Annotated in this window: 22 protein-coding genes; 13 read left to right on the top strand and 9 right to left on the bottom strand. The window is 60.7% G+C overall.

Annotated elements, in window-relative coordinates; translation table 11 throughout:
- The first annotated feature begins 189 nt into the window (after window positions 1-189).
- From ACX3YD_RS27450 to ACX3YD_RS27435, 4 genes are read left to right on the top strand one after another with little or no spacing between them, the layout of a single operon-like run.
- Entirely contained in the window at window positions 190-1,215 is a 1,026-nt protein-coding gene (locus tag ACX3YD_RS27450) for an ABC transporter substrate-binding protein (RefSeq protein ID WP_103404891.1), read from the top strand.
- The gene (locus tag ACX3YD_RS27445; protein ID WP_047527865.1) at window positions 1,212-2,144 is read left to right on the top strand and encodes an ABC transporter permease; all 933 of its coding nucleotides are present in this window, start codon (window positions 1,212-1,214) and stop codon (window positions 2,142-2,144) included. Before ACX3YD_RS27450 ends, ACX3YD_RS27445 begins: the two co-directional genes overlap by 4 nt.
- A gap of 6 nt (window positions 2,145-2,150) precedes the next feature.
- Entirely contained in the window at window positions 2,151-2,960 is an 810-nt protein-coding gene (locus ACX3YD_RS27440) for an ABC transporter permease (protein ID WP_047527863.1), read from the top strand.
- Between the two features lie 17 nt (window positions 2,961-2,977).
- Complete coding sequence (locus ACX3YD_RS27435; RefSeq protein ID WP_047527862.1) at window positions 2,978-4,132, top strand: ABC transporter ATP-binding protein; 1,155 nt, start codon at window positions 2,978-2,980, stop codon at window positions 4,130-4,132.
- A 631-nt stretch (window positions 4,133-4,763) separates the two neighbouring features.
- On the opposite strand, the gene ACX3YD_RS27430 is transcribed toward ACX3YD_RS27435, so the two are convergent.
- Window positions 4,764-6,170 (bottom strand): purine-cytosine permease family protein, encoded by a 1,407-nt coding sequence (locus ACX3YD_RS27430; protein ID WP_103404892.1) that lies wholly within the window; start codon window positions 6,168-6,170, stop codon window positions 4,764-4,766.
- 323 nt (window positions 6,171-6,493) lie between these two features.
- On the opposite strand from ACX3YD_RS27430, the gene ACX3YD_RS27425 reads away from it, so the two are divergent.
- From ACX3YD_RS27425 to ACX3YD_RS27400, 6 genes are all read left to right on the top strand, one after another.
- The gene (locus tag ACX3YD_RS27425; protein ID WP_047527859.1) at window positions 6,494-6,979 is read left to right on the top strand and encodes a flavin reductase family protein; all 486 of its coding nucleotides are present in this window, start codon (window positions 6,494-6,496) and stop codon (window positions 6,977-6,979) included.
- Between the two features lie 567 nt (window positions 6,980-7,546).
- Window positions 7,547-8,590, top strand: a complete 1,044-nt coding sequence (locus tag ACX3YD_RS27420; protein ID WP_458961527.1) for an LLM class flavin-dependent oxidoreductase — start codon at window positions 7,547-7,549, stop codon at window positions 8,588-8,590.
- Between the two features lie 130 nt (window positions 8,591-8,720).
- A complete protein-coding gene (locus tag ACX3YD_RS27415; RefSeq protein ID WP_167361809.1) occupies window positions 8,721-8,873 on the top strand; it encodes a hypothetical protein in 153 nt (50 codons plus the stop codon).
- A 133-nt stretch (window positions 8,874-9,006) separates the two neighbouring features.
- Window positions 9,007-9,684 (top strand): cysteine hydrolase family protein, encoded by a 678-nt coding sequence (locus tag ACX3YD_RS27410; RefSeq protein WP_458961526.1) that lies wholly within the window; start codon window positions 9,007-9,009, stop codon window positions 9,682-9,684.
- Between the two features lie 5 nt (window positions 9,685-9,689).
- The gene (locus ACX3YD_RS27405) at window positions 9,690-11,051 is read left to right on the top strand and encodes a purine-cytosine permease family protein (RefSeq protein ID WP_103406864.1); all 1,362 of its coding nucleotides are present in this window, start codon (window positions 9,690-9,692) and stop codon (window positions 11,049-11,051) included.
- Between the two features lie 144 nt (window positions 11,052-11,195).
- Window positions 11,196-11,648 (top strand): hypothetical protein, encoded by a 453-nt coding sequence (locus ACX3YD_RS27400; protein WP_458961525.1) that lies wholly within the window; start codon window positions 11,196-11,198, stop codon window positions 11,646-11,648.
- Window positions 11,649-11,769: 121 nt separating this feature from the next.
- On the opposite strand, the gene ACX3YD_RS27395 is transcribed toward ACX3YD_RS27400, so the two are convergent.
- The 5 genes from ACX3YD_RS27395 to ACX3YD_RS27375 form a co-directional block, all read right to left on the bottom strand.
- Complete coding sequence (locus ACX3YD_RS27395) at window positions 11,770-12,435, bottom strand: HAD-IA family hydrolase (RefSeq protein ID WP_458961524.1); 666 nt, start codon at window positions 12,433-12,435, stop codon at window positions 11,770-11,772.
- Window positions 12,436-12,488: 53 nt separating this feature from the next.
- Window positions 12,489-12,899, bottom strand: coding sequence for a response regulator (locus ACX3YD_RS27390; protein ID WP_458961523.1), 411 nt, complete (start codon window positions 12,897-12,899; stop codon window positions 12,489-12,491).
- Window positions 12,900-13,182: 283 nt separating this feature from the next.
- Window positions 13,183-13,524 (bottom strand): pentapeptide MXKDX repeat protein, encoded by a 342-nt coding sequence (locus ACX3YD_RS27385; protein WP_458961522.1) that lies wholly within the window; start codon window positions 13,522-13,524, stop codon window positions 13,183-13,185.
- A gap of 53 nt (window positions 13,525-13,577) precedes the next feature.
- Window positions 13,578-14,363, bottom strand: a complete 786-nt coding sequence (locus ACX3YD_RS27380; RefSeq protein WP_458961521.1) for a molybdopterin-dependent oxidoreductase — start codon at window positions 14,361-14,363, stop codon at window positions 13,578-13,580.
- Complete coding sequence (locus tag ACX3YD_RS27375; protein WP_458961520.1) at window positions 14,360-14,977, bottom strand: cytochrome b/b6 domain-containing protein; 618 nt, start codon at window positions 14,975-14,977, stop codon at window positions 14,360-14,362. The genes ACX3YD_RS27380 and ACX3YD_RS27375 overlap by 4 nt, the downstream gene beginning before the upstream one ends.
- Before the next feature lie 204 nt (window positions 14,978-15,181).
- Between ACX3YD_RS27375 and ACX3YD_RS27370 the strand changes: the two genes are divergently transcribed.
- The gene (locus tag ACX3YD_RS27370; protein ID WP_458961519.1) at window positions 15,182-16,123 is read left to right on the top strand and encodes a class I SAM-dependent methyltransferase; all 942 of its coding nucleotides are present in this window, start codon (window positions 15,182-15,184) and stop codon (window positions 16,121-16,123) included.
- A 45-nt stretch (window positions 16,124-16,168) separates the two neighbouring features.
- Here ACX3YD_RS27370 and ACX3YD_RS27365 read toward each other — a convergent pair whose 3' ends face one another.
- On the bottom strand, window positions 16,169-16,942 hold the full coding sequence (locus ACX3YD_RS27365) for a helix-turn-helix transcriptional regulator (RefSeq protein ID WP_103406882.1): 774 nt from the start codon (window positions 16,940-16,942) through the stop codon (window positions 16,169-16,171).
- A gap of 111 nt (window positions 16,943-17,053) precedes the next feature.
- On the opposite strand from ACX3YD_RS27365, the gene ACX3YD_RS27360 reads away from it, so the two are divergent.
- Complete coding sequence (locus ACX3YD_RS27360) at window positions 17,054-18,154, top strand: polyamine ABC transporter substrate-binding protein (protein WP_458961518.1); 1,101 nt, start codon at window positions 17,054-17,056, stop codon at window positions 18,152-18,154.
- 99 nt (window positions 18,155-18,253) lie between these two features.
- The gene (locus ACX3YD_RS27355) at window positions 18,254-19,384 is read left to right on the top strand and encodes a DmpA family aminopeptidase (RefSeq protein WP_458961517.1); all 1,131 of its coding nucleotides are present in this window, start codon (window positions 18,254-18,256) and stop codon (window positions 19,382-19,384) included.
- 391 nt (window positions 19,385-19,775) lie between these two features.
- Here ACX3YD_RS27355 and ACX3YD_RS27350 read toward each other — a convergent pair whose 3' ends face one another.
- A complete protein-coding gene (locus ACX3YD_RS27350; RefSeq protein ID WP_458961516.1) occupies window positions 19,776-20,498 on the bottom strand; it encodes a GNAT family N-acetyltransferase in 723 nt (240 codons plus the stop codon).
- Between the two features lie 175 nt (window positions 20,499-20,673).
- Window positions 20,674-21,726, bottom strand: coding sequence for a DUF2235 domain-containing protein (locus ACX3YD_RS27345; RefSeq protein WP_458961515.1), 1,053 nt, complete (start codon window positions 21,724-21,726; stop codon window positions 20,674-20,676).
- Window positions 21,727-21,728 lie beyond the last annotated feature (2 nt).

The following is a 21,728-nucleotide window of genomic DNA, read 5'->3' as shown; positions in this document are numbered from 1 at the left end:
TTGCACAAAGTTTGGAATACCATAATATGATATTCCATAGACCGAACGATTTGGCCAAGTGCGCCCGGCAGGGAAAGCACCAATAACAGCCCTTGGCACGGTCGCCTTTAGAGGCCAGATGGACCTACTGCTCCCGATAGGCGGGCAATACAAAGCCCGCTCAAAAACACAACAAATGAGGGCGTGAAAATGGTGTTGAACAAACGTGCAACCGCAGTACTGTTCGCGGGTTTGCTGGCCACGGCCAGTCACGTGGCAATGGCGGCTGAAAGCGTCAACTTCGTCAGCTGGGGCGGCAGCACCCAGGATGCGCAGAAGCAGGCCTGGGCCGATCCGTTCAGCAAGGCCAGCGGCATCACCGTGGTCCAGGATGGCCCGACCGACTACGGCAAGCTCAAAGCCATGGTCGAAAGCGGCAACGTGCAATGGGACGTGGTCGATGTCGAAGCTGACTTCGCCTTGCGCGCCGCCTCTGAAGGCTTGCTCGAACCCCTCGATTTCAAAGTCATCGATCGCACCAAGATCGACCCGCGTTTCGTCTCCGATCATGGTGTCGGCTCGTTCTTCTTCTCCTTCGTCCTCGGCTACAACGAAGGCAAGCTCGGCGCCGCCAAACCCCAGGACTGGTCCGCACTGTTCGACACCAAGACCTACCCCGGCAAACGCGCCCTCTACAAATGGCCAAGCCCAGGCGTCCTCGAACTGGCACTGCTGGCTGACGGCGTGCCGGCCGACAAGCTCTACCCGCTGGACCTGGATCGCGCCTTCAAGAAACTCGACACCATCAAGAAAGACATCGTCTGGTGGGGCGGTGGCGCGCAGTCGCAACAGTTGCTGGCCTCCGGTGAAGCGAGCATGGGTCAGTTCTGGAACGGCCGGATTCACGCCCTGCAGGAAGACGGCGCCCCGGTGGGCGTAAGCTGGAAGCAGAACCTGGTCATGGCCGACATCCTGGTCATCCCAAAAGGTTCGAAAAACAAGGACGCGGCGATGAAGTTCCTGGCCAACGCCAGCAGTGCCAAGGGCCAGGCCGACTTCTCCAACCTGACCGCCTACGCCCCGGTCAACGTCGACAGCGTCGCGCGCCTGGATTCGGTGCTCGCCCCTAACCTGCCGACGGCCTACGTTAAGGATCAGATCACTCTTGATTTCGCGTACTGGGCCAAGAACGGTCCGGCCATCGCGACACGGTGGAACGAATGGCTGGTCAAATGAAAATGACGGTAACCGCGTCCCGTCCATCCACGCCCGTCGGGAGCGCCTCCGGCGCTGCCGGCAAGGCCGCTGCGATGACGCAATCCCCGACCCTGGCGCAGCGCTGGCGTGGTGCAAGCAACCTGATCCCGGCGCTGTTGTTCCTGGGCCTGTTCTTTCTCGCGCCGCTGATTGGCCTGCTTTTGCGTGGCGTGCTTGAACCGGTGCCGGGCCTGGGCAATTACGAACAGTTGTTCGCCAACTCGGCGTACGCCCGGGTGTTGCTCAACACCTTCTCGGTGGCCGGCCTGGTCACGCTGTTCAGCCTGTTGCTGGGCTTCCCGCTGGCCTGGGCGATCACCCTGGTACCGCGCGGCTGGGGTCGCTGGATTCTCAACATCGTGCTGCTGTCGATGTGGACCAGCCTCCTCGCCCGCACCTACTCCTGGCTGGTGCTGCTGCAAGCCTCCGGGGTGATCAACAAGGCGCTGATGGCCATGGGCATCATCGACCAGCCCCTGGAAATGGTGCACAACCTGACCGGCGTGGTGATCGGCATGAGCTACATCATGATCCCGTTCATCGTGCTGCCGCTGCAGGCGACCATGCAGGCCATCGACCCGATGATTCTGCAGGCCGGTTCGATCTGCGGTGCCAGTCCGTGGACCAACTTCTTCCGGGTGTTCCTGCCGCTGTGCCGGCCGGGCCTGTTCTCCGGGGGCCTGATGGTGTTCGTGATGTCGCTCGGTTACTACGTCACCCCGGCCCTGCTGGGCGGTGCGCAGAACATGATGCTGCCCGAGTTCATCATTCAGCAGGTGCAGTCGTTCCTCAACTGGGGCCTGGCGAGCGCCGGCGCCGCGTTGCTGATCGTCATTACGCTGGTGCTGTTCTACTTCTACCTGAAGCTTCAGCCGGAATCCCCGGTTGGCGCCAGTAACGCGAGGTAAGCCGTCATGCTCCTGACCCCCAATGCCATGAGCCGCCGGATGCGCTTCGGCCTGTACGCCACCACCGGGCTGATCGGCCTGTTCCTGTTGCTGCCGATCGTGTTCATCGTGCTGCTGTCGTTCGGATCGTCGCAATGGCTGGTGTTCCCGCCACCGGGCTGGACGCTCAAATGGTACGTCCAGTTCTTCTCCAACGCCGACTGGATGAACGCGGCCATGGCCAGCCTCAAGGTCGCGGTGCTGACCACGTTCTTCGCCGTGGCCCTGGGTTTGCCGACGGCGTTCGCCCTGGTGCGCGGCCGCTTCCCTGGCCGGGAAATGCTCTACGGCCTGTTCACCCTGCCAATGATCGTGCCGCTGGTGATCATCGCCGTGGCGGTGTACGCGCTGTTCCTGAAACTGGGCTACACCGGGACGATGTTCGCGTTCGTGGTCAGCCATGTGATCGTCGCGTTGCCGTTCACCATCATCTCGATCATCAACTCGCTGAAGCTGTTCGACCAGTCGATCGAGGATGCCGCGGTCATCTGCGGTGCCTCGCGCCTGCAAGCGGTGTTCAAGGTGACCTTCCCGGCGATTCGTCCCGGCATGGTGGCCGGCGCCCTCTTCGCCTTCCTCGTCTCGTGGGATGAAGTGGTGTTGAGCGTGATGATGGCCAGCCCGACCCTGCAAACCCTCCCCGTGAAAATGTGGACCACCCTGCGCCAGGACCTGACGCCCGTGATCGCCGTCGCCTCGACGCTGCTGATCGGCCTCTCGGTATTGGTCATGGTGATCGCCGCCGCACTGCGCCGGCGCAACGAAATCAGCGCCTGAGCGCGCAGGAGAACGACATGAGTGCAGTGATCAAAGATAGCGCCCAGCAAAACGACCAGCCGCTGGTCAGCCTGCGCAACCTGAACAAGTACTACGGCGACTTCGCCGCCGTGGACAACATCTCGCTGGACATCAAGGACGGTGAGTTCCTGACCTTCCTCGGCTCCAGCGGCTCCGGCAAAAGCACCACCCTGTCGATGCTCGCCGGCTTCGAAACGCCGAGCAGCGGCGAGATCCTGGTCAACGGCCAGTCACTGGTCAATGTACCGCCGCACAAGCGCGACATCGGCATGGTGTTCCAGCGCTACTCGCTGTTCCCGCATCTGTCGGTGCGCGACAACATTGCCTTTCCGCTGACGATTCGCAAACTGGCCACGGCCGAGCGCGAACGCCGGGTCGATGCCATGCTCAAGCTGGTGCAGCTGGAGCAATTCGCCCATCGCCGGCCTTCGCAACTCTCCGGCGGCCAGCAGCAACGGGTCGCCATCGCACGGGCACTGGTCTACGAGCCACGCATCCTGCTGATGGACGAACCCCTCGGCGCACTGGACAAAAAACTGCGTGAGGACTTGCAGGATGAACTGCGCCAGCTGCATCGACGCCTGGGCATCACCATCGTCTACGTGACCCACGACCAGGAAGAAGCCATGCGTTTGTCCCAGCGCATCGCGATCTTCAGCCACGGCAAGATCGTTGGCCTGGGCAGCGGCTATGACCTGTACCAGAACCCGCCGAATGCCTTCGTCGCCTCGTTCCTCGGCAACTCGAACTTCCTCAAGCTCAAGGCCCAGGGCAATGCGGCGGCTTCGTTTGAAGGGCAGTCGCTGTCGATCCGCCTGACCGCCGGGCTGCAAACCCATCAGGATGTGCTGCTGATGGTGCGTCCGGAAAAAGCATTGGCCTTGAGCGTTGAGCAAGCAGCCCGGGAGCCACTGGCCGCCGGCTGGAATGAAGTCTCGGCCAAGGTCGTGGAAGTGCTGTTCCTGGGCGAAAGCCAGACCTGCAGCGTAGTGACCTCGGGCGGCACCTCGATGACCGTCAAGGCGTTGTCTGCGGCCGGAATGCCCATGAAGGCGGGCGATCCGGTGCGCGTGCGCTGGGCGACGGCGGATGCTTGTGTCTATACCGAATGGGCTGAGAGCGACCTGAACAAGGCGGCTGGGGCGCATTGATGTTTTGAGCTCCATGCCAGTGGAGCGCTAGATATTTGTCACCCTCGGGTCACCACAACGTCGGGTTGTGGTGACCTTTTTTTTTCAGTGTGTGTACCTGTCCATTCCTTCGGTAACGGCCACTTGGGGTTCCGCTCTTACAGCGGGTCACTTTGAAAAGCGCAACGCCACCCGGGGCCAAGTTATCAAACCCTGGCGTTCGGTGGGCCCGCCGCGATGGGGCAAGATCCTCAATAGCCAGAGCAACGCGAGGCGGCCTGACAGCCGACCTGATTACAGGTCTGTCTGCGATCCCCTTGTGGGAGCCAGCCTGCTGGCGATGCCCCCCCGGATAACGCGATCCTTCAGACAGGGCGCGTTATCGTTGACGTCCATCGCCAGCAGGCTGGCTCCCACAGGGGATTGGCGGTATCCGCGAAAATCAGGTCGGCTGTCAGGCCGCCTCGCTTTGGCTTTTGAAAAAGAGACTCGCCATCAGGGCAAAACCATAAGTGGCCGTTACCGCAGGAATGGGTAGGTACTCCGAAAACAAACAACAGGTCGGCACCAGGCTGCCTGTATTCACGAATCACCAGAACAAAAATGCCCGGCCAAAAGCCGGGCATTCCAGACAAACACCGCCAATCAACAATCAGTCAGTAAAACCAAACCGCGCCACCTCGCGCTGCCGAACCTGCCCACGGGTCGCCAGGCAGTAATACAGCGGACACGTCACCACCAACCCCACCAGCCACGACAGATCCGCGCCCTCAACCAGATTGGCATAAGGCCCGACATACAGCGATGTATTGGCGAACGGCAGCTGCACGATGATCCCGATGAAATACGCCACGATCGCATGCAAATTGAACCGCCCATAGACCCCGCCATCCGCACGAAAAATCGAGGCAATGTCGTAGCACCCACGCTTGATCACATAGAAATCGATCAGGTTGATCGAGGCCCACGGCACCAGTACCAACAGCAGCGCCAGGATCAGCCCGATGAACTGTGAGATGAAGTCCGCCGAAGCGCCGAGCGCGACCACGCAGCACCCCGCCAGCACCACGCTCGACAACACCACGCGCACCTTGATGCTCGGCGTCCACTGACTGGCGAAGGTCTGGATCGAAGTGATGATCGACAGCACCGCGCCGTACAGATTCAAGGCGTTGTGACTGATGATGTTGAGCAGGAACAGCACCATCAGAATCGGCCCCAGCCAACCGGTGGATTGCTTGACCGCAGCCATCGCTTCAGTGCCTTCAGGGGTTGCCAGGACCGCCACCGCGCCGAAAGTGAACGAGAGGATCGTGCCCAGGGTCGCGCCCAGGTAGGTGGCGAAGAATGGACGCTTGATGCCGATATCCGCCGGCAGGTAGCGCGAGTAGTCCGATACATAGGGCGAGAAGCTGATCTGCCAGATGATGCCCAGGGATACCGTGGCCAACCAGCCGGACAGGTTGAAACCGCCACGGGTGAAGAAGTCCGCCGGCAAGTCATGGGCGAAGATGTAGAGGAAACCGGCGAGCAGCGCGCTGCCCATCACCCAGGTGCCAATACGATTGAGGGTATGGATGAAGCGGTAACCGATCACCCCGATGGCGGTGGCGCTGAGGGCACCGATCAGGATACTGGCGGGCACCGGGACCGAAGGCACGATGCCGACGATCGATTTGCCGGCCAACACGATGTTGGAAATGAAAAAACCGACGTAAATCAGGGCGGCAAAGAACACGATCAGCAGCGCACCATAGCGACCGAACTGACCCCGGCTCTGCACCATTTGCGGAATGCCCATGCGCGGGCCCTGGGCCGACGCGAGGGCAATCACCAGCCCGCCGACCATGTGCCCCAGGGCAATCGCCAACAGCCCCCAGTACACATTGAGATGGAACACTTGAACCACCATGGCACCGGTGACGATAGGCAGTGGTGCAATGTTGGTGCTGAACCACAGGGTGAACAGATCGCGGGCCTTCCCGTGGCGCTCTGCGAGTGGAACGTAGTCGACCGTGTGATTCTCGATCAACGGGTCTTGCCGGGACATCTGGGACATATGCATGAACTCGAGTTTGTCTGTTCTTATCTTTGTATGAAGCCAAACCGGGGGGACTCTCTGGCCGCCCCTCAGATGAACACCATATTATGGTATTCCAAACTTTTCACAAGACTGATCCGGTCTTTGCAAGCCCATCTGATCTGCAATCCTGCCGCAAAAAACCACTCTCCGCCTAGCTGAAAGCCCCGTATTTATTGACCTAAAGACCGGAGGTGTACGTTTATCGGCCGGTAGAAAAAACCCTTGCAAACGCTGTATTACGGTATACCATCAGACCTACAAACTCATAAAAACCACGCACCACACCCGAGGACAGTCCAATGATCGATGCCGCCATCTACAAACAAGTCATGGGCTCGTTCCCGTCCGGCGTAACCGTGATCACCACGCTCGATGACGACGGGCAAATCGTCGGCCTGACGGCCAGTGCGTTCAGTTCACTGTCCATGGACCCGGCCCTGGTGCTGTTCTGCCCTAACTACAGTTCCGACTCCTACCCGGTTCTGATCAAGAACAAACGCTTTGCCATTCATGTGCTTTCCGGCGGTCAGCAAAGCGAAGCCTATGCCTTCGCGCGCAAGGGCAAAGACAAGGCACAAGGCATCGAGTGGACATTGAGCGAGCTGGGCAATCCGATCCTGGCCAACGCCACGGCGGTCATCGAATGCGAACTGTGGCGCGAATATGAAGGGGGCGACCACGCGATCATGGTCGGCGCGGTGAAGAACCTGATCGTGCCCCGGCAGAACGCCGGACCACTGGTGTATTGCCACGGCAAGATGGGCGCCCTGCCTGTTCTCGCCTGACTCCACAATCCATGTAGGAGCGGGCCTGCCCGCGATGGACGTCAGCGATAACGCGGGTCGTCTGAATGCCCGTGTTGTCCGCGCGTTTTTCGCGAGCGGGCTCGCTCCTACAGATCTACGCAAATCCCTGTAGGAGCGAGCCTGCTCGCGATGGGCGTCAACGATAACGCGGGTCGTCTGAATGCCCGTGTTGTCCGCGCGTTTTTCGCGAGCGGGCTCGCTCCTACAGATCTACGCAAATCCTTGTGGGAGCGGGCTTGCCCGCGATGGACGTCAACGATAACGCCGACCGTCTGAATGCCCGTGTTGTCCGCGCCGGAACACATAACCGCCCTCCTGCGTGCCCAGGGACAGATAGGCATAAGCCGAATGACTCTTGGTATGTGACCGTCTGAGAGAAATATTTTGCAGATATTCCGTATTATGGTATACCAATAATCAATCAGCCGAACAGCCGTGCTCAGGAACGCGCTTTACACTGGCGAGAACACCGGGGAGCCCTGCGCTCATTCCAGGCAACAGGCCCGCAGTCGACAGGCCGACAACAAAAGATCCGAGGTAAGCGTCATGAAATTTTCCCTGTTCGTACACATGGAACGTTGGGACGAAAGCATCAGCCATCGCCAGCTGTTCGAAGACTTGACCGAGCTGACCCTGATGGCCGAGGCCGGTGGTTTCAGCACCGTCTGGATCGGTGAACACCACGCCATGGAATACACCATCTCGCCGAGCCCGATGCCGCTGCTGGCCTACCTGGCGGCCAAGACCACCACCATCCACCTCGGCGCCGGCACTATCATCGCGCCGTTCTGGCACCCGATCCGGGTCGCCGGCGAATGCGCATTGCTGGACGTGATCAGCAACGGGCGCATGGAAGTGGGCCTGGCCCGTGGTGCTTACCAGGTTGAATTCGACCGCATGGCCGGTGGCATGCCCGCCTCAAGCGGCGGCCAGGCGCTACGGGAAATGGTTCCGGTGGTTCGTGCCCTGTGGCAAGGCGACTACGCCCATGACGGCGACATCTGGAAATTCCCGACCTCCACCAGCGTGCCCAAGCCGGTTCAGAAGCCGAACCCGCCGATGTGGATCGCCGCCCGTGACCCGGACTCGCACAACTTCGCCGTGGCCAACGGCTGCAACGTCATGGTGACGCCGTTGATGAAAGGCGACGAAGAAGTCCTGGACCTGAAGAACAAGTTCCAGACCGCGCTGGACAACAACCCGGACGTGCCACGCCCGCAACTGATGGTGCTGCGTCACACCCATGTTCACGCCGTCGATGATCCCGAAGGCTGGAAGGTCGGGGCCAAGGCGATCGCCAAGTTCTATCGCACTTTCGATGCCTGGTTCGGCAACAAGGAAACCCCGGTCAACGGCTTCCTGGCGCCAAGCCCGGAAGAGAAATTCGCCGGTCGTCCGGAGTTTGAACTGGACAGCCTGCACAAGACCGCCATGATCGGTACCCCGCAAGAGATCATTCCACGCATCAAGTACTATCAGGAACTGGGCGTCGACGAGTTCAGCTTCTGGTGCGACAACAGCTTGCCGCACGCCGAGAAGAAGAAATCCCTGGAGCTGTTTATCAAGCACGTGGTCCCGGCGTTCCGCTGAGTCCTCTGAGTTGCTTTATGTAGGAGCGAGCTTGCTCGCGATGGATGTCAGCGATAACGCGTGCATTTTGAATCAACGCGGTGCCTTTAAGTTTCTCGCGAGCAGGCTCGCTCCTACAGGGTCGATTTCCATGTTCAATGGTCGTCTCCAGTCACTCGCCCTTCCCTCCGGCGCCGCGCGGGCTTACCTGCGCGGTGAATGGACCGCTTCGCACCTGCATTTCAAGCGTCTGCGCGCCAGTGTTTCGGCCAAGCAGAACGGCTTCTGGCAAATAGTTCACTGAGCACTCCCCAACAGGAATCCACGTACCTCGGCGTCAGGCGGTAGCCTCGCGTTTGCGGTGCATTGTGCTTCGGCCCGATGGTTATCGGGCTGGCTGGACGCAACAGTGTCCGGCCCATGATCAGGTTTGCTCTATGAACAATAAAAACGCACTGTTGATCATCGACATGCAACAGGAGGACGGTTTCGTCCTCGAACACTTCGATTCGGTGCTGGCCAACACCGCCACACTGCTCGAAAGCGCCCGCCAGCAGCGGGTCCCCGTGATCTATACCCGCCATATCAACCAGGCCGACGGCAGTGATCTGCCACCGGGCGAACCCCGCGCGGCCGATGGCGGCCCGAGCGGCTATCGCGCCGGCACGCGGCAAGTGGAGATCATCCAAAGCCTCGCCCCGCGACCCGATGAAGCCGTCGTCGATAAAGGCCGCTACAGCGCTTTCCACCGTACCGACCTCGATGCCCGGCTCAAGGCACTGGACGTCGACACGCTGATCATCGGCGGCGTGCTGACCGATGTCTGCGTGTTGACCACGGTGTTCGATGCCTTTGCCCTCGGCTATCACATTCGCCTGGTCAGCGACGCCTGCACCACGACCACCCAGGCCGGGCACTATTCGGCGCTGTTGATCATGGCCAACTGGGTCTACTCCCTGGAAATCCTCACCACCGGCGAATGCCGGCGCGCCCTGGAAAACCGTGACTACGTGAGCCTGAGTCCCGAGCACCCGGACCTGTTCGCCCACCAGCCCCACGAACTGCAAAGCACCATCGCCCGCCTGCACACCCACCTCGTCCGGACTCAGGAGTGATCGCCATGCAAGTTGAAAAAAGAAGCATCGATTTCATCCCCGAAGCCGAACGTCATGGCCAGCCGGGTTCACTGTTTTTCATCTGGTTCGGCGCCAACATGAACATCACCACCATCGCCTCGGGTGTGCTGCCGGTGGTGATGGGGCTCAACCTGTTCTGGAGCGCGCTGGCGATCATCATCGGCTCGCTGATCGGGGCGATATTCATGGCCTCCCACTCTGCCCAGGGACCGAAACTGGGCATCCCGCAGATGATCCAGAGCCGGGCCCAGTTCGGCGTGCTCGGGGCGGTGTTGCCGCTGTTGTTCGTGATGCTGATCTACCTGGGATTCTTCGTCAGCAACACCCTGCTCGCCGCCCAGGCGCTGGAGTCGGTGAGCCCGTTGCCCGCCAACGGCAACATCTACCTGATCGGCGCCTTGTGCTTCGTCGTCGCGCTCTACGGCTACCGCTTGATTCACCGCCTGCAGAAGCTGTTGTCGATCCTTTCGCTGCTGGTGTTCGTCGCTGCCACGCTCTTCGCCCTGCAACTGTCGATTCCGCCCGAGCAGTGGCTGCCGACCGGGTTCTCGCTGTCGAAATTTTTGGTGGCCGTGAGCATTGCCGTCACCTGGCAGCTGTCGTATGCGCCGTATGTCGCCGACTATTCGCGCTACCTGCCCAGCCAAACGCCGACCGCCAAGGTGTTCTGGTACAGCTACGCCGGGACGGTCAGTGGCGGTGCGTGGATGATGATTCTCGGGGCGATCCTGAGTGTCGGCATCGGCGACTTTTCCAGCAACGTCGGCGGCCATGTCGCCGGCCTGTTCGGCAGCGGCGCGCTGCTGCTGTTCGCCTTCATCGTCTACGGCCAGGTGTCGATCAACGTCTTCAACCTGTATGGCGCCTTCATGTCGACCATCACCGTGATTGAACCCTTCGCCCGCCTGAAAGTGACGCCCCGGGTGCGCGGCCTGTTCATGCTGGTGATCAGCCTGGTGGCCACAGCCTTGTGCACCATCAGTCAGGACGACTTCATCACCTTCTTCCTCAACTTCATTTTCTTCATGAGCTACTTCCTGATCCCGTGGACGGCGATCAATCTGGTGGATTACTACTGCCTGCGCAAAGGTCAGTACCGGATCGATGACATCTTTGACGTCAACGGGATCTATGGCCGGGTCAACTGGATTGCCTGCGGCAGTTTTGTGCTGGCGATTGCGCTGGAGATTCCGTTCATGAACACCACGCTCTACGTCGGCCCAGTGGCCACGGCGCTCGACGGCGTCGACCTGGCCTGGCTGGTCGGGTTGCTGGTGCCGGCCTTGAGCTACTTCTGGCTGATGAAACTGGGCAAGCGCACGCCGGTGCTGAAGCAAGCGTCGTAATCGTTAATCTGTGGCGAGGGAGCTTGCTCCCTCGCCACAAGTCAGTGTTCGACCTTGAGTGGACAGCATTGCAGCCCCGGACCGCGATTAATGAGCTATACCCCTTAATCACCCATTGCGGTTCTTCTATGCAGGAGGTTGGCAATGAAATTCAGAAACTCACTTACCGCGCTCATGGTCATGACCAGTCTGTTCGGCTGCGCTACTTCATCAAACAAGAGCGTGTCCGTTACATTGGTTGCCACCCGGCAAAACACTGGTCAGATCGGCAATGTCGCCTTGTCCGACTGGGGCAAACAAACCGGCCTCAGCTTCTTCATCAGTGGTGTGCCAACCGGAGCGGTGCTGCCCTTGCGCCTCTATTCGTTCATCAACAAGGGCAGTTGCGCAAAACCCGGGCCTGTCGCCTACGCCATGAACGACAAAGTCAACACTGAACGCCAGGCCGTACGCGGCTGGGCGTTCAGCCGAAGCGCCCCCGTCGAATTGTCCGTGCTGCTGGCCGGTGAATACTCCATCGTCGTGCGCACTGCGGCGACCGACGGCAATGTCGATATTTTCTGTGGGGACATCAAGCAAGGCGTTGCGCAGAAGTAGCTCAAGGCCAGCACCCGCAACCCGACTGGCGAGGCGACGCCGGCAGCGGCGCGAACGCTCACCTGACGGCCCTTCAGCAGAACCTGCTGGCGCGCCTTTCTTCATTGGAAGGCGCTATCACTCACAAAAGCTGCAGCTGGATCAGGTCGCCGTTCAGTCTGGCCACAATCCGGTCATAACCGGCCAGGGTCGCGTGCGCCGTCTGAATCGGCTGATCATGGGTGGCCGTGACGATCAGCAAATCCGCCCCCGCCGCTTCGGCCGCAAGAATGCCAACGGTGGCATCTTCGAACACCAGGCACTCGGTGATCTCGACACCCAGTCGCCGGGCCGCCAATCGATAACCGGCCGGATCAGGTTTGCCGGCGCTGACGTCTTCGGCCGTGACCATCACCTGCGGCTCGGGAATCCCGGCGGCGGCCATGCGGCGCAATGCCAACGCTCTGGGGGCCGAGGTGACGATAGCCCATCGATGGGCCGGCAATGACTTGAGAAACCCCGCCGCACCCACCACCTCAGCCACCCCGTCGACATCCTCGAGTTCCGCCTGGGTGATCCACGCCGCTTCGGCTTCTGCATCGACGCCGGGTAACGCCAGACGGCTGATCGTGTCGATGGCGCGGGCACCGTGGATGGTCGGCAGAAAGGTCTCGACATCGACGCGGTGACGCTTGGCCCAGGTCGCCCAGACGCGCTCGGCGGCGGCAATGGACGTCAGTACGGTGCCGTCCATATCAAACAGAAAGGCACGGTACGGGTGATGGAAAACGCAGGTTTGAGCGGACAAGGCGGACCTTCCTGTCTAACGGAGCTGGCGGGTGTGATGGCCAATGTACAGGATCAATGCGGCGGCGGATTAGCCTGCAATGCGTTTTGTACGCAGTCGAGCAACTGCCCGAGGGCCCAGGGTTTCTTGATGAATGAAACCGCATGCCGCACGCCCGAGCTTTCGGGGGTCTCGAAGCCGGACATGATCATGATCGGCTTGTCCGGCCAGCGATCACCGAACAGGTTGGCCAGGTCCGCGCCATTGAGCTTGCCCGGCATGGTGATGTCGGTCAGCAACATCCGCACATCCTGCGCATGCTGCTCCAGATACTGCGATGCAGCGTCCGCACTGATCTGCGGCTGCACCACAAAGCCTTCGTCCTGCAGGATTTCACAGAGAAACTCCAGAATCAGCGGGTCATCCTCAACCACCAGGATCAACCCGCCAGGAAGGTGTTCGCCCGCTGTCGGTACTCGACTCATGACCGTGCCGCTCCCTGATTGCTTCAATGAATTCGCGGGCTCAACGCCGCTGCCTACAGGTAGGAGCAGCGGAGTGGGCGGAAATTCATTTTTGATACAGGCAAAGGGTGAAACCAGGCAATGGCATGGGGGCATGACTTCAAGTCATACCCTGTCGGGACGGGTGAAAAAACCTGTGGGAGCGAGCTTGCTCGCGATGAGGTTTACCAGTCGACATTGATCTTGACTGACACACCGCCATCGCGAGCTAGCTCGCTCCCACAGGGTTTACAGCTGTCCGGGCTTACTGCGACATGGCGTCCTTTTTCATCGTGTCCTTGCTCATGCTGTCCTTGGACATGGCATCTTTTTTCATCGTGTCCTTGCTCATGCTGTCCTTGGACATGGCATCTTTTTTCATCGCGTCCTTGGACATCGCATCCTTGGACATGCTGTCTTTTTTCATCGTGTCCTTGGACATCGAATCCTTGGTCATCGCGTCTTTTTTCATCGTGTCCTTGGACATGGCGTCCTTGGACATCGAGTCTTTGCTCATGCTGTCATTGCTCATCGTATCGGCGGCAAACACGCTGGCGGCGCCGACGGCCAGACACATGGACAGAACAACGGTGGTCAACTTTTTCATGATGAAACTCCTTGATGCGTGGGGTGTGTACAAAGGAAATGGCTGGGCGCCCGTCAACTGCCACCAAACCAGTTGTAGCCCTGGTCTTCCCAGTAGCCACCGCTGTAGGTGTTGCTGACGAAAATCGCCTGGATGTGTTTGGGGTTCTTGTAGCCAAGCTTGGTGGGCATGCGCAGCTTCATCGGGAAGCCGTATTCGCGTGGCAATACCGCGCCGTCGTAGGTCAGCGTCAGCAGGGTTTGTGCATGCATCGCCGTGGCCATGTCGATGCTGGTGTAGTAGTCGTCGGCGCATTTGAAGCCGACGTATTTGGCGTCGGTGTCGGCGCCCACGCGCTTGAGGAAATCGCTGAAGCGCACACCGCCCCAACGGCCGATCGCGCTCCAGCCTTCGACGCATATGTGCCGGGTGATCTGGTCGGTCTGCGCCATCGCGCGCAGCTCTTCGAGGCGCCAGCTGCGTTTATCCGCGACCAGGCCAGTCACTTCAAGGCGATAACTCTCCTCGTCCACCGTCGGTGCCTCCTCAATGCCGTAGAAGGCATTGAAGGGAAACGGCCGGGTGATCATCGATTCCGGATAGGTCGGCGCCATGGCGTTGGGGTTGAACAGCCAGCCCTGCACCCGATCGTTGAAGCGCGACATCGACGACAAGGCGGTGTCGACGCTTTCGTTGTCGGTGAGGTTGCAGCCGGACAGCATGGCCACGCCACCAAGGGTCAGGCCGCGCAGCAGGAACGAACGGCGCGAGCGGTCTTCGATCTGCGGGGCGAGGATTTTCCGGGCGTCGGTCAGGATGGACGACTCGTCCAGTCCCGATCCTTGAATGCGCTTTTTCATACGTGCTCCTTACGACCAACGATCATGGCCACCAGCGTTTTTGGCACCAGTGCGACCATCACCAGATGCACCGCCACGAACGCGACCAACAGCGCCATGGCGAAGAAGTGCACACGTCGTGCGCCTTCGTAGCCCCACATCAGTTCACGCAACAGCGGGAACTGCACGGACTTCCACAACACCAGCCCGGAAAGCACCAGCAGCGTGATATCGACCATCACGAACAGGTAGGCCACGCGCTGCACCTGGTTGTAATGACTGAGGTCGGCGTGACCGAGTTTGCCCCGCAACGCGGCCCAAAGATCATGCAGCACGCCTTTGGGCGAGACCGGGAAAAAGCGCCGTTTCAGGCGCCCGCTGAACAGGTTGAACGCCAGATAGACAAGACCGTTGATCGCCAGGAACCACATGGCCGCGAAGTGCCATTGCAGCGCACCCCCGAGCCAGCCGCCGAGGGTGATCGACTTGGGAAAGCTGAAATCGAAGATCGGCGAGGCGTTGTAGATGCGCCAACCGCTGGTGACCATGACCAGCACCGCCAGGGCGTTGAGCCAGTGGGTCAGCCTTAGCCATCGTGGATGGCTGGCTCTGGGTGAGGCAGGTAGCGGCGACATGACGGGCTCCCGGCTGTTGTTGTTCGTTGGGGCCGAGTATGGGAGCCACAAGGTCGCCAAATCCTCACGTAAAGTTAAATAAATCGTGATAACTACCCCACCCGATCCCTTGTAGGAGCGAGCCGGCTCCTACAGGGTTTGGGTGATCCGCCCGTGCCGCAACTATGGTTAAATGCCGCCCCCGCAAATTGCCGACCCAGACCCATGAACGCAGACGCCCTTTCCACCCTTCACGACCACTTGTTGACGGCACTTGCAACGCCTCCCGCCGAAACCCGCCGCCTGTTCCACGGCCGCGGCCGCTGCTGGCCGGGGCTGGAGCAATTGACCGTCGACTGGTTGCAAGGCGTGGTGCTGGTGGCGTTGTTCAAGGAGCCGGAAGCGACGCAACTGGAAGCGTTGAAACAGCTTCTGCTGGAACTCACACAGTCAGACGCCTGGGCGCAATCCGGCGCGCACACCCTGCTGCTGCAGCATCGCTACCTGCTGCAAAGCACCACCGAATGGTTGCTCGGGGAAGAAATCGACGAGCTGACGATTGTCGAAGGCGGTTTGAAGTACCGGGTGGACCTGGGGCGCAAACAGAACACCGGCCTGTTCCTGGACATGCGTTACGGCCGCGATTGGGTACGGGCCAACGCCGAGGGCAAACGGGTGCTGAACCTGTTCGCCTACACCTGCGGCTTCTCCGTTGCCGCCATCGAGGGCGGCGCGACCCACGTGGTCAATCTCGACATGTCCAGCCCGGCCCTGAGCCGCGGTCGCGACAATCACCGGCTCAATGGGCATGACCTTGGCAAGGTGACCTTTCTTGGCCACGACCTGTTCAAGTCCTGGGGCAAAGTCATCGGCAAAGGCCCTTACGACCTGGTGATCATCGACCCGCCGTCGTTCCAGAAAGGCAGCTTCCTGTTGACCAAGGACTACCAGCGCGTGCTGCGCCGCCTGCCGGAATTGCTCGCTGAAAACGGCACCGTTCTGGCCTGCATGAACGACCCGGCCTTCGGTGCCGACTTCCTGATCGACGGCGTCACCCGCGAAGCGCCGAGCCTGCAATTCATCGAACGGCTGGAAAATCCGCCGGAATTTCCGGATGCCGATATCGAATGCGGGCTGAAGGCGTTGGTGTTCACACTGCAAAGCTGAAACACCGCCTTCGCCGGCAAGCCGGCGCCTGCAAAAGCGAAAGCGTCAGCGTGGCCGCAACACCAGGGCAAACAGCTCGCCATGTCCGTTCACATTGAGCTTGTGATAGAGATTGCGCCGATGCACTTTCACCGTCTCCGGCGAGATCCCCATGTGCTGGGCGATGGCCTTGCTGGAGAAGCCCTGGAGAATCAGGCGCGCGGTTTCGATTTCCCGTGCCGACAGGCGTGCATCGAAGCGGTCCAGCAAGGTCGCCAGATCACCGGCCACCGCCTCGCCGGCCGGCCCTTGCGGCGGCAACAGTTGCGTATGTCGACGCATGGCGGCCAGCACCCAATCGCGCACGCACAGCAGGCGACCCTGCTCCTGGAGGCTAAAGCGTGTGGAACGTCCCAGGGACAAACCGAGCACGGCGCCGTCGACGTTGAGCATGAACTGCAATTCGTCGCCACCAACCACCGAGCGGAAGTAACTCAGGTAGTACTCGCTCTGCTGGAACTGGTCGGGTGCCACCGAGTCGAGGCTGTGCAAGCCATCGGCGATGCCCGCGCACACCGCCAGGTAAAACGGATCGAGCAGGTACATGCCGGCGCGGTAATCCGCCAGTTCTTCATGCTCGTCGGCAGCGTCCCGCGAGTCGAAATCGATCAGCAGGCTGGGCACCCGTCCGGCCTGCATCACCGCGACCAGCGCGTTGTCCAGCGGCACCAGCAAACGCAGGGTGTCGACCAGCGCCCGCCAGAATCCCTCCTGGCCCACGGCGCCAAATACCCGCGCCAGCCCCTGGTGCAGCGGTAACTCTTTCAACAACGCGTCCACGCACTACCCCTTTCGAGTAACCCATGATGGGAATGGGTAACGGCCACCCCGGTCGATACGCTGCAGACTCCTGATTATCACCGGCCTGCAGCAGGCCAGGAGTGCCGCATCATGAGTGGTCACCGCTCGTATTTCAATCTGGGGCTTGGCGCCTGTCTGGCGATCTCGTTGTCGGCGGTCGCCGCCGATGGCGAGACCGTGCACGTGTACAACTGGTACGACTACATCGGCCCGAACACCCTGCATGACTTCAAGCGTGACACCGGTATCCAGCCGGTCTATGACACCTTCGACAGCGCCGAAATCCTGGAAGGAAAACTGCTGACCAGCCGCAGCGGCTACGACGTGGTGGCCAGCAACTTTAGCCTGCCGACCCTGATCAAGGCCGGCGCCCTCGCCCCGCTGCCACACGCCCGGATGCCGGATTTCACCAACATGGACGCGGATCTGATGGCGAAACTGGCCAACAATGATCCGGGCAACCAGTACGCCGTGCCGTACCTGTGGGGCACCAACGGCATCGGCTACAACGTCGACAAGGTCCGCGCCGCCCTGGGTGACAAGGCGCCGGTGGACTCCTGGGATCTGGTGTTCAAGGAAGAGAACCTGGCCAAACTCGGCCAGTGCGGCGTGGCGATGCTCGATTCGCCCTCGGAAATGCTGCCGGTCGCCCTGCACTACCTGGGTCTGCCGCCCAACAGCACCAACCCCGAGGACTACAAGAAGGCCGAAGCGCTGCTGCTCAAGCTGCGTCCGCACATCGCTTACTTCAATTCGTCGAAATTCATCAGCGATCTGTCCAACGGCAACATCTGCGTCGCGGTGGGCTGGTCCGGCGCGATGCTGGAGGCCAAGGCCACCGCCGAACAGGCCGGCAATGGCGTGAAGATCGCCTACAGCCTGCCCAAGGAAGGCGCGCCGGTGTGGTTCGACACCCTGGTGTTGCTCAAGGATGCCCCGCATCCGCAACAGGGGCTGGCGTTCATCGACTACCTGATGCGTGCCGACGTCATTGCCCCGGTCAGCAATCACCTCAACTACCCCAACGGCAACCGCAACGCGACGGCGCTGGTGGCCGAGGCAACCCGCAACAACCCTGCGGTCTACCCGTCGGCCGAGGCCCTGGCCACCCTGTTCACCCTGCAACCCTTGCCGCCGGCCACCGAACGGGTGCGCACGCGGATCTGGAGCAAGGTCAAGAACGGCCAGTAACCACACCACTAATCCTGTGGGAGCGAGCTCGCTCCCACAAGTGGATCACCGCTGTTAGTCAGACATTTTTAACCCACGAATTCGAAGATGAGTAAACCGATGAAACCACGTGCCCGCGACCTCAATATCCAGTTTGGCCAACTGCAACCCGGCCCACTCAATGCCATCACCGATGTCCCCGGTGTGCGCGTCGGCCACAGCAATGTGCGCGGCCGCAGTGCCAAGGGTCGTGACATCCTTACCGGTGTCACCGTGATCGAACCGCGTGCCGGCTCGACTAGCCTGCAACCGTGCTTTGCCGGCGTCCATGTGCTCAATGGCAATGGCGACGTAACCGGTCTGGAGTGGATCCGCGAGGCGGGTCTGCTGACCAGTCCGATCGCCTTCACCAACACCCATAGCCTGGGCGTGGTGCGGGATGCGCTGATCGTGCTGGACCGTGAGCAGCAACCGGACGACGGCCGGCTCTACTGGAACATGCCGGTGGTGCTGGAGACCTTCGACGGTTTGCTCAATGACATCAACGGCTTCCACGTGCAGGTCGAGCATGTGGCCCAAGCCCTGCGCTCAGCAGAGAGTGGCCCGGTGGCCGAGGGCAATGTCGGCGGTGGCAGCGGCATGATCTGCCATGAATTCAAGGGCGGCATCGGCACCGCTTCGCGACGGCTGAACAGTGCCCAGGGCGGCTGGACGGTCGGCGCCATCGTCCAGGCCAACCACGGCATTCGCGGAGAGTTGCGCGTCGATGGCTACCCGGTCGGGCGCTACATGGAACAGGTGGATTCGCCGTTCCTCAAGGCGTCGCTGCCGCATCCGGGCATGGGTTCGATCGTGGTGTGCCTGGCCACCGATGCACCGTTGCTGCCGCACCAGTGCACACGCCTGGCCCAGCGGGCCAGCCTCGGTTTGGCCCGTACCGGTGGTGGCAACGAAGACCATAGCGGTGACATCTTTATCGCCTTTTCCACCGGCAACCCGCACGTGCCACCCGCCGCCTACGAGAGCAAACGCGCGCCCACCACGGGCAACCTGAGCATGGTCAATAACGATCACATCAGCGAATTGTTCCTGGCGGCCACCGAAGCGGTGGAGGAAGCCATTATCAACGCCCTGCTGGCCGCCGACAGCGCCGAAGGCAATGGGCATGCCGTGCCGGGACTGGATCCGGAAGCGCTGCTCGACGCCCTGCAGCAGGCCGGATGGCCGGCCGCCGGGAAAACAAAAAGCTGACAATTATGAGGGGATTCGACTAGCGGTACTTGAGGTCGAACCCCCAACTTCCTACGATGAATCTGCGCAGCCGCTTGCTTGCCCAAGCCGTTGCGCAGGTGGTGAGTGTACTGAACCCCTATCAAGCTCACCGCCTGCTTCATGCGCATCTTGAGCCTCAATGGCTCCACTTCCTCCCCATCAAAGAGCTTTGAGGCTCTTTTTTAACTGCGCCACTTCCAGACCAGAAAAAGCCCGGCAAATGGCCGGGCTCTGTGCTGCCTGAAATCCGCCCCTTGTGGAAGCGGGCCGGCCCGCGATGGACGTCAACGATAACGCCGGACGTCTGAATGCCCGTGGTGTCCGTGCGTTTTTCGCGAGCAGGCTCGCTCCTACCGTTTCGATCGGGTCGTCAGACCAGGCGCAAGCGTGGGCCAATGGCCGGCACGGCGGCGTCCCCCAAGCGTTGGCGCACAAACTCGTTGGCCTTGCGCGTCAATTGGTCCAGGTGCCGGTCACGCTGTTTTTCCGCGTCGAGCATGGCGCGCTTGCCATGTTTTTGCAGCAGGTAGGTGTGAATCTGCCGCACTTCCAGAGAGCTGTAGATTGACGCCACATCCAGCAGCGCCATCAGGCCGTCGCTGCCGTGGTCGCGGGTGTTCATCAGCACCTGGGTAGCGCGCACACCCACGACCTGAAAGCCCATCGCTTCGAAGTACGGCACCTTGGCCACGGCGCAGGTCAGTTCGGCATGGGGGTAACGACCGACCATCTCCCGCAGCATTTTGCGCGCAACGCCCTGGCGCCGATGGCTGGCATCCACCGCCATATAGGCCACTCCGCATGCCTCGGGATCGTCCTTGACCGGCAAGTACAGCAAAAAGCCGATGACTTTGTCCGGATCGTCCAGATCGGTGGCGACCAGCAACTCCACATCAATCCCTTTCGCCCCGTTCAATGCTTCGAGATACAAGTGCACCTCATAGCCGATCGCATACTGGTAGACGTTGTACAACAGGTTGCTGGGCGGGATCGCAACCATGCTGATGTCGGTCAGGTTATCGACCACCATCTGCAGGATCTGGCTGTTGATGTGCTCGGGGCACGGGGTTTTGAAGTGGCTGATCTGGGGCATTGCGCGGGCTGACTCCGGGGGCTGGGGTGAAGCGTTGATCGCGGGGCTGCCTATCATAACGTGCCCGGGCGCCTTACTGGCCTGCGTTGATCGATCGGCTGGAGGCGTTGCGGTATCGGGGCTGACATGCTCAATCAGCCGCACGCCGCCCCCCCGCTTCCATTGCCACCCTGAATCAACTGATCTTGTTCACAGGCCGGTAATCACCCGATAAAAACACTCCTACCGGATTCTTGGGCCGATACGTGGCCACGGTCGTTACGCGCTGCTGCACGCTGTCATCGATGCATTCCTCGCCGAACGTTTTAGTGCCGACGGGCCGAAAATACCGGGCATTGAGCAAGCGGTAGGTTCCACCGAGGAAATCACTGTAGGAGTCGGTGATATCAGGCAGGGTTTTGGGTTGCCGGGGAATTTTCATCGGGTCCAGCTCCAACCCGCAGTCCATGGCCTTGTTGGCCATCCAGCGCAGCGGTATATCCGACAGGTTGTTATCGGCATAACCGCCTCCGACGTTGGCGTGGGCCCCACAGAACCACAGCTGCTCCATGACCTGATTGGGCTTGGCGATCGGGTCCCACAACGTGCACTCGTAATTTTCCCGATGTTCATCGATGGCCACGGCATGAAAGGCATTGCGCACAATCCCGCTGAGCTCCGTGTCGTGAAATTCGTAATATTTGTGGTTGAACCACTCGGCCGATTTGAACGGAACACCCAACGCCCCGACCGTGTCCCAGACGCCCAGGAAGTGGATTTCGATTTCCCGCGAGTAACTTTGTCGAAAGTACTGGGCGTTTTCGGTGTCGGCACTGGAGTCACGGGTGCGGTACAGGCTGTAGGCCTCATCGATACGATTGACGTGTCTTTTGGTCAGCAACCCGACGTTTCGAATCAGCCCCACCAGGCTACGCGCAGAATAGGCGCCACGACTGAAGCCGATGATGTACACCTGATCACCGTCTTCGTAGCTCTTGGCCAGGGCCAGGTAACCTTCCTTGATCTTCTTCGACAGGCCCACTCCGAAGGCGCCGCCTTCAAGTTTGTCGTACCAATCGGTGCCCACACCGGGGATATACACCGCCAGTTGGACCGTGCCGTCCTTGTGCGCGGGCAGGATCGCATCATGTAACTTAACGACGTTGGTGCTGGAGTCGCCGTCGATTTCCGGTGCCTGATCCGGCAGGTTCCAGGTGCCATCAAAGGCGATGATGATTTTTTTTGGCATGA

The sequence above is a fragment of the Pseudomonas fluorescens group sp. PF-1 genome (genome assembly GCF_054481335.1).
The sequence above is the reverse complement of the archived record's forward strand: the minus strand, read 5'-3'. Positions and strand labels throughout refer to the sequence as shown.

Coding starts and splice junctions, on each gene's coding strand:
- ACX3YD_RS27345 (WP_458961515.1), bottom strand. CDS start 21,726: ATGCCAAAAAAAATCATCATCGCCTTTGATGGCACCTGGAACCTGCCG.
- ACX3YD_RS27355 (WP_458961517.1), top strand. CDS start 18,254: ATGAAACCACGTGCCCGCGACCTCAATATCCAGTTTGGCCAACTGCAA.
- ACX3YD_RS27350 (WP_458961516.1), bottom strand. CDS start 20,498: ATGCCCCAGATCAGCCACTTCAAAACCCCGTGCCCCGAGCACATCAAC.
- ACX3YD_RS27420 (WP_458961527.1), top strand. CDS start 7,547: ATGAAATTTTCCCTGTTCGTACACATGGAACGTTGGGACGAAAGCATC.
- ACX3YD_RS27360 (WP_458961518.1), top strand. CDS start 17,054: ATGAGTGGTCACCGCTCGTATTTCAATCTGGGGCTTGGCGCCTGTCTG.
- ACX3YD_RS27415 (WP_167361809.1), top strand. CDS start 8,721: ATGTTCAATGGTCGTCTCCAGTCACTCGCCCTTCCCTCCGGCGCCGCG.
- ACX3YD_RS27410 (WP_458961526.1), top strand. CDS start 9,007: ATGAACAATAAAAACGCACTGTTGATCATCGACATGCAACAGGAGGAC.
- ACX3YD_RS27445 (WP_047527865.1), top strand. CDS start 1,212: ATGAAAATGACGGTAACCGCGTCCCGTCCATCCACGCCCGTCGGGAGC.
- ACX3YD_RS27385 (WP_458961522.1), bottom strand. CDS start 13,524: ATGAAAAAGTTGACCACCGTTGTTCTGTCCATGTGTCTGGCCGTCGGC.
- ACX3YD_RS27435 (WP_047527862.1), top strand. CDS start 2,978: ATGAGTGCAGTGATCAAAGATAGCGCCCAGCAAAACGACCAGCCGCTG.
- ACX3YD_RS27425 (WP_047527859.1), top strand. CDS start 6,494: ATGATCGATGCCGCCATCTACAAACAAGTCATGGGCTCGTTCCCGTCC.
- ACX3YD_RS27390 (WP_458961523.1), bottom strand. CDS start 12,899: ATGAGTCGAGTACCGACAGCGGGCGAACACCTTCCTGGCGGGTTGATC.
- ACX3YD_RS27405 (WP_103406864.1), top strand. CDS start 9,690: ATGCAAGTTGAAAAAAGAAGCATCGATTTCATCCCCGAAGCCGAACGT.
- ACX3YD_RS27450 (WP_103404891.1), top strand. CDS start 190: ATGGTGTTGAACAAACGTGCAACCGCAGTACTGTTCGCGGGTTTGCTG.
- ACX3YD_RS27440 (WP_047527863.1), top strand. CDS start 2,151: ATGCTCCTGACCCCCAATGCCATGAGCCGCCGGATGCGCTTCGGCCTG.
- ACX3YD_RS27430 (WP_103404892.1), bottom strand. CDS start 6,170: ATGTCCCAGATGTCCCGGCAAGACCCGTTGATCGAGAATCACACGGTC.
- ACX3YD_RS27380 (WP_458961521.1), bottom strand. CDS start 14,363: ATGAAAAAGCGCATTCAAGGATCGGGACTGGACGAGTCGTCCATCCTG.
- ACX3YD_RS27370 (WP_458961519.1), top strand. CDS start 15,182: ATGAACGCAGACGCCCTTTCCACCCTTCACGACCACTTGTTGACGGCA.
- ACX3YD_RS27400 (WP_458961525.1), top strand. CDS start 11,196: ATGAAATTCAGAAACTCACTTACCGCGCTCATGGTCATGACCAGTCTG.
- ACX3YD_RS27375 (WP_458961520.1), bottom strand. CDS start 14,977: ATGTCGCCGCTACCTGCCTCACCCAGAGCCAGCCATCCACGATGGCTA.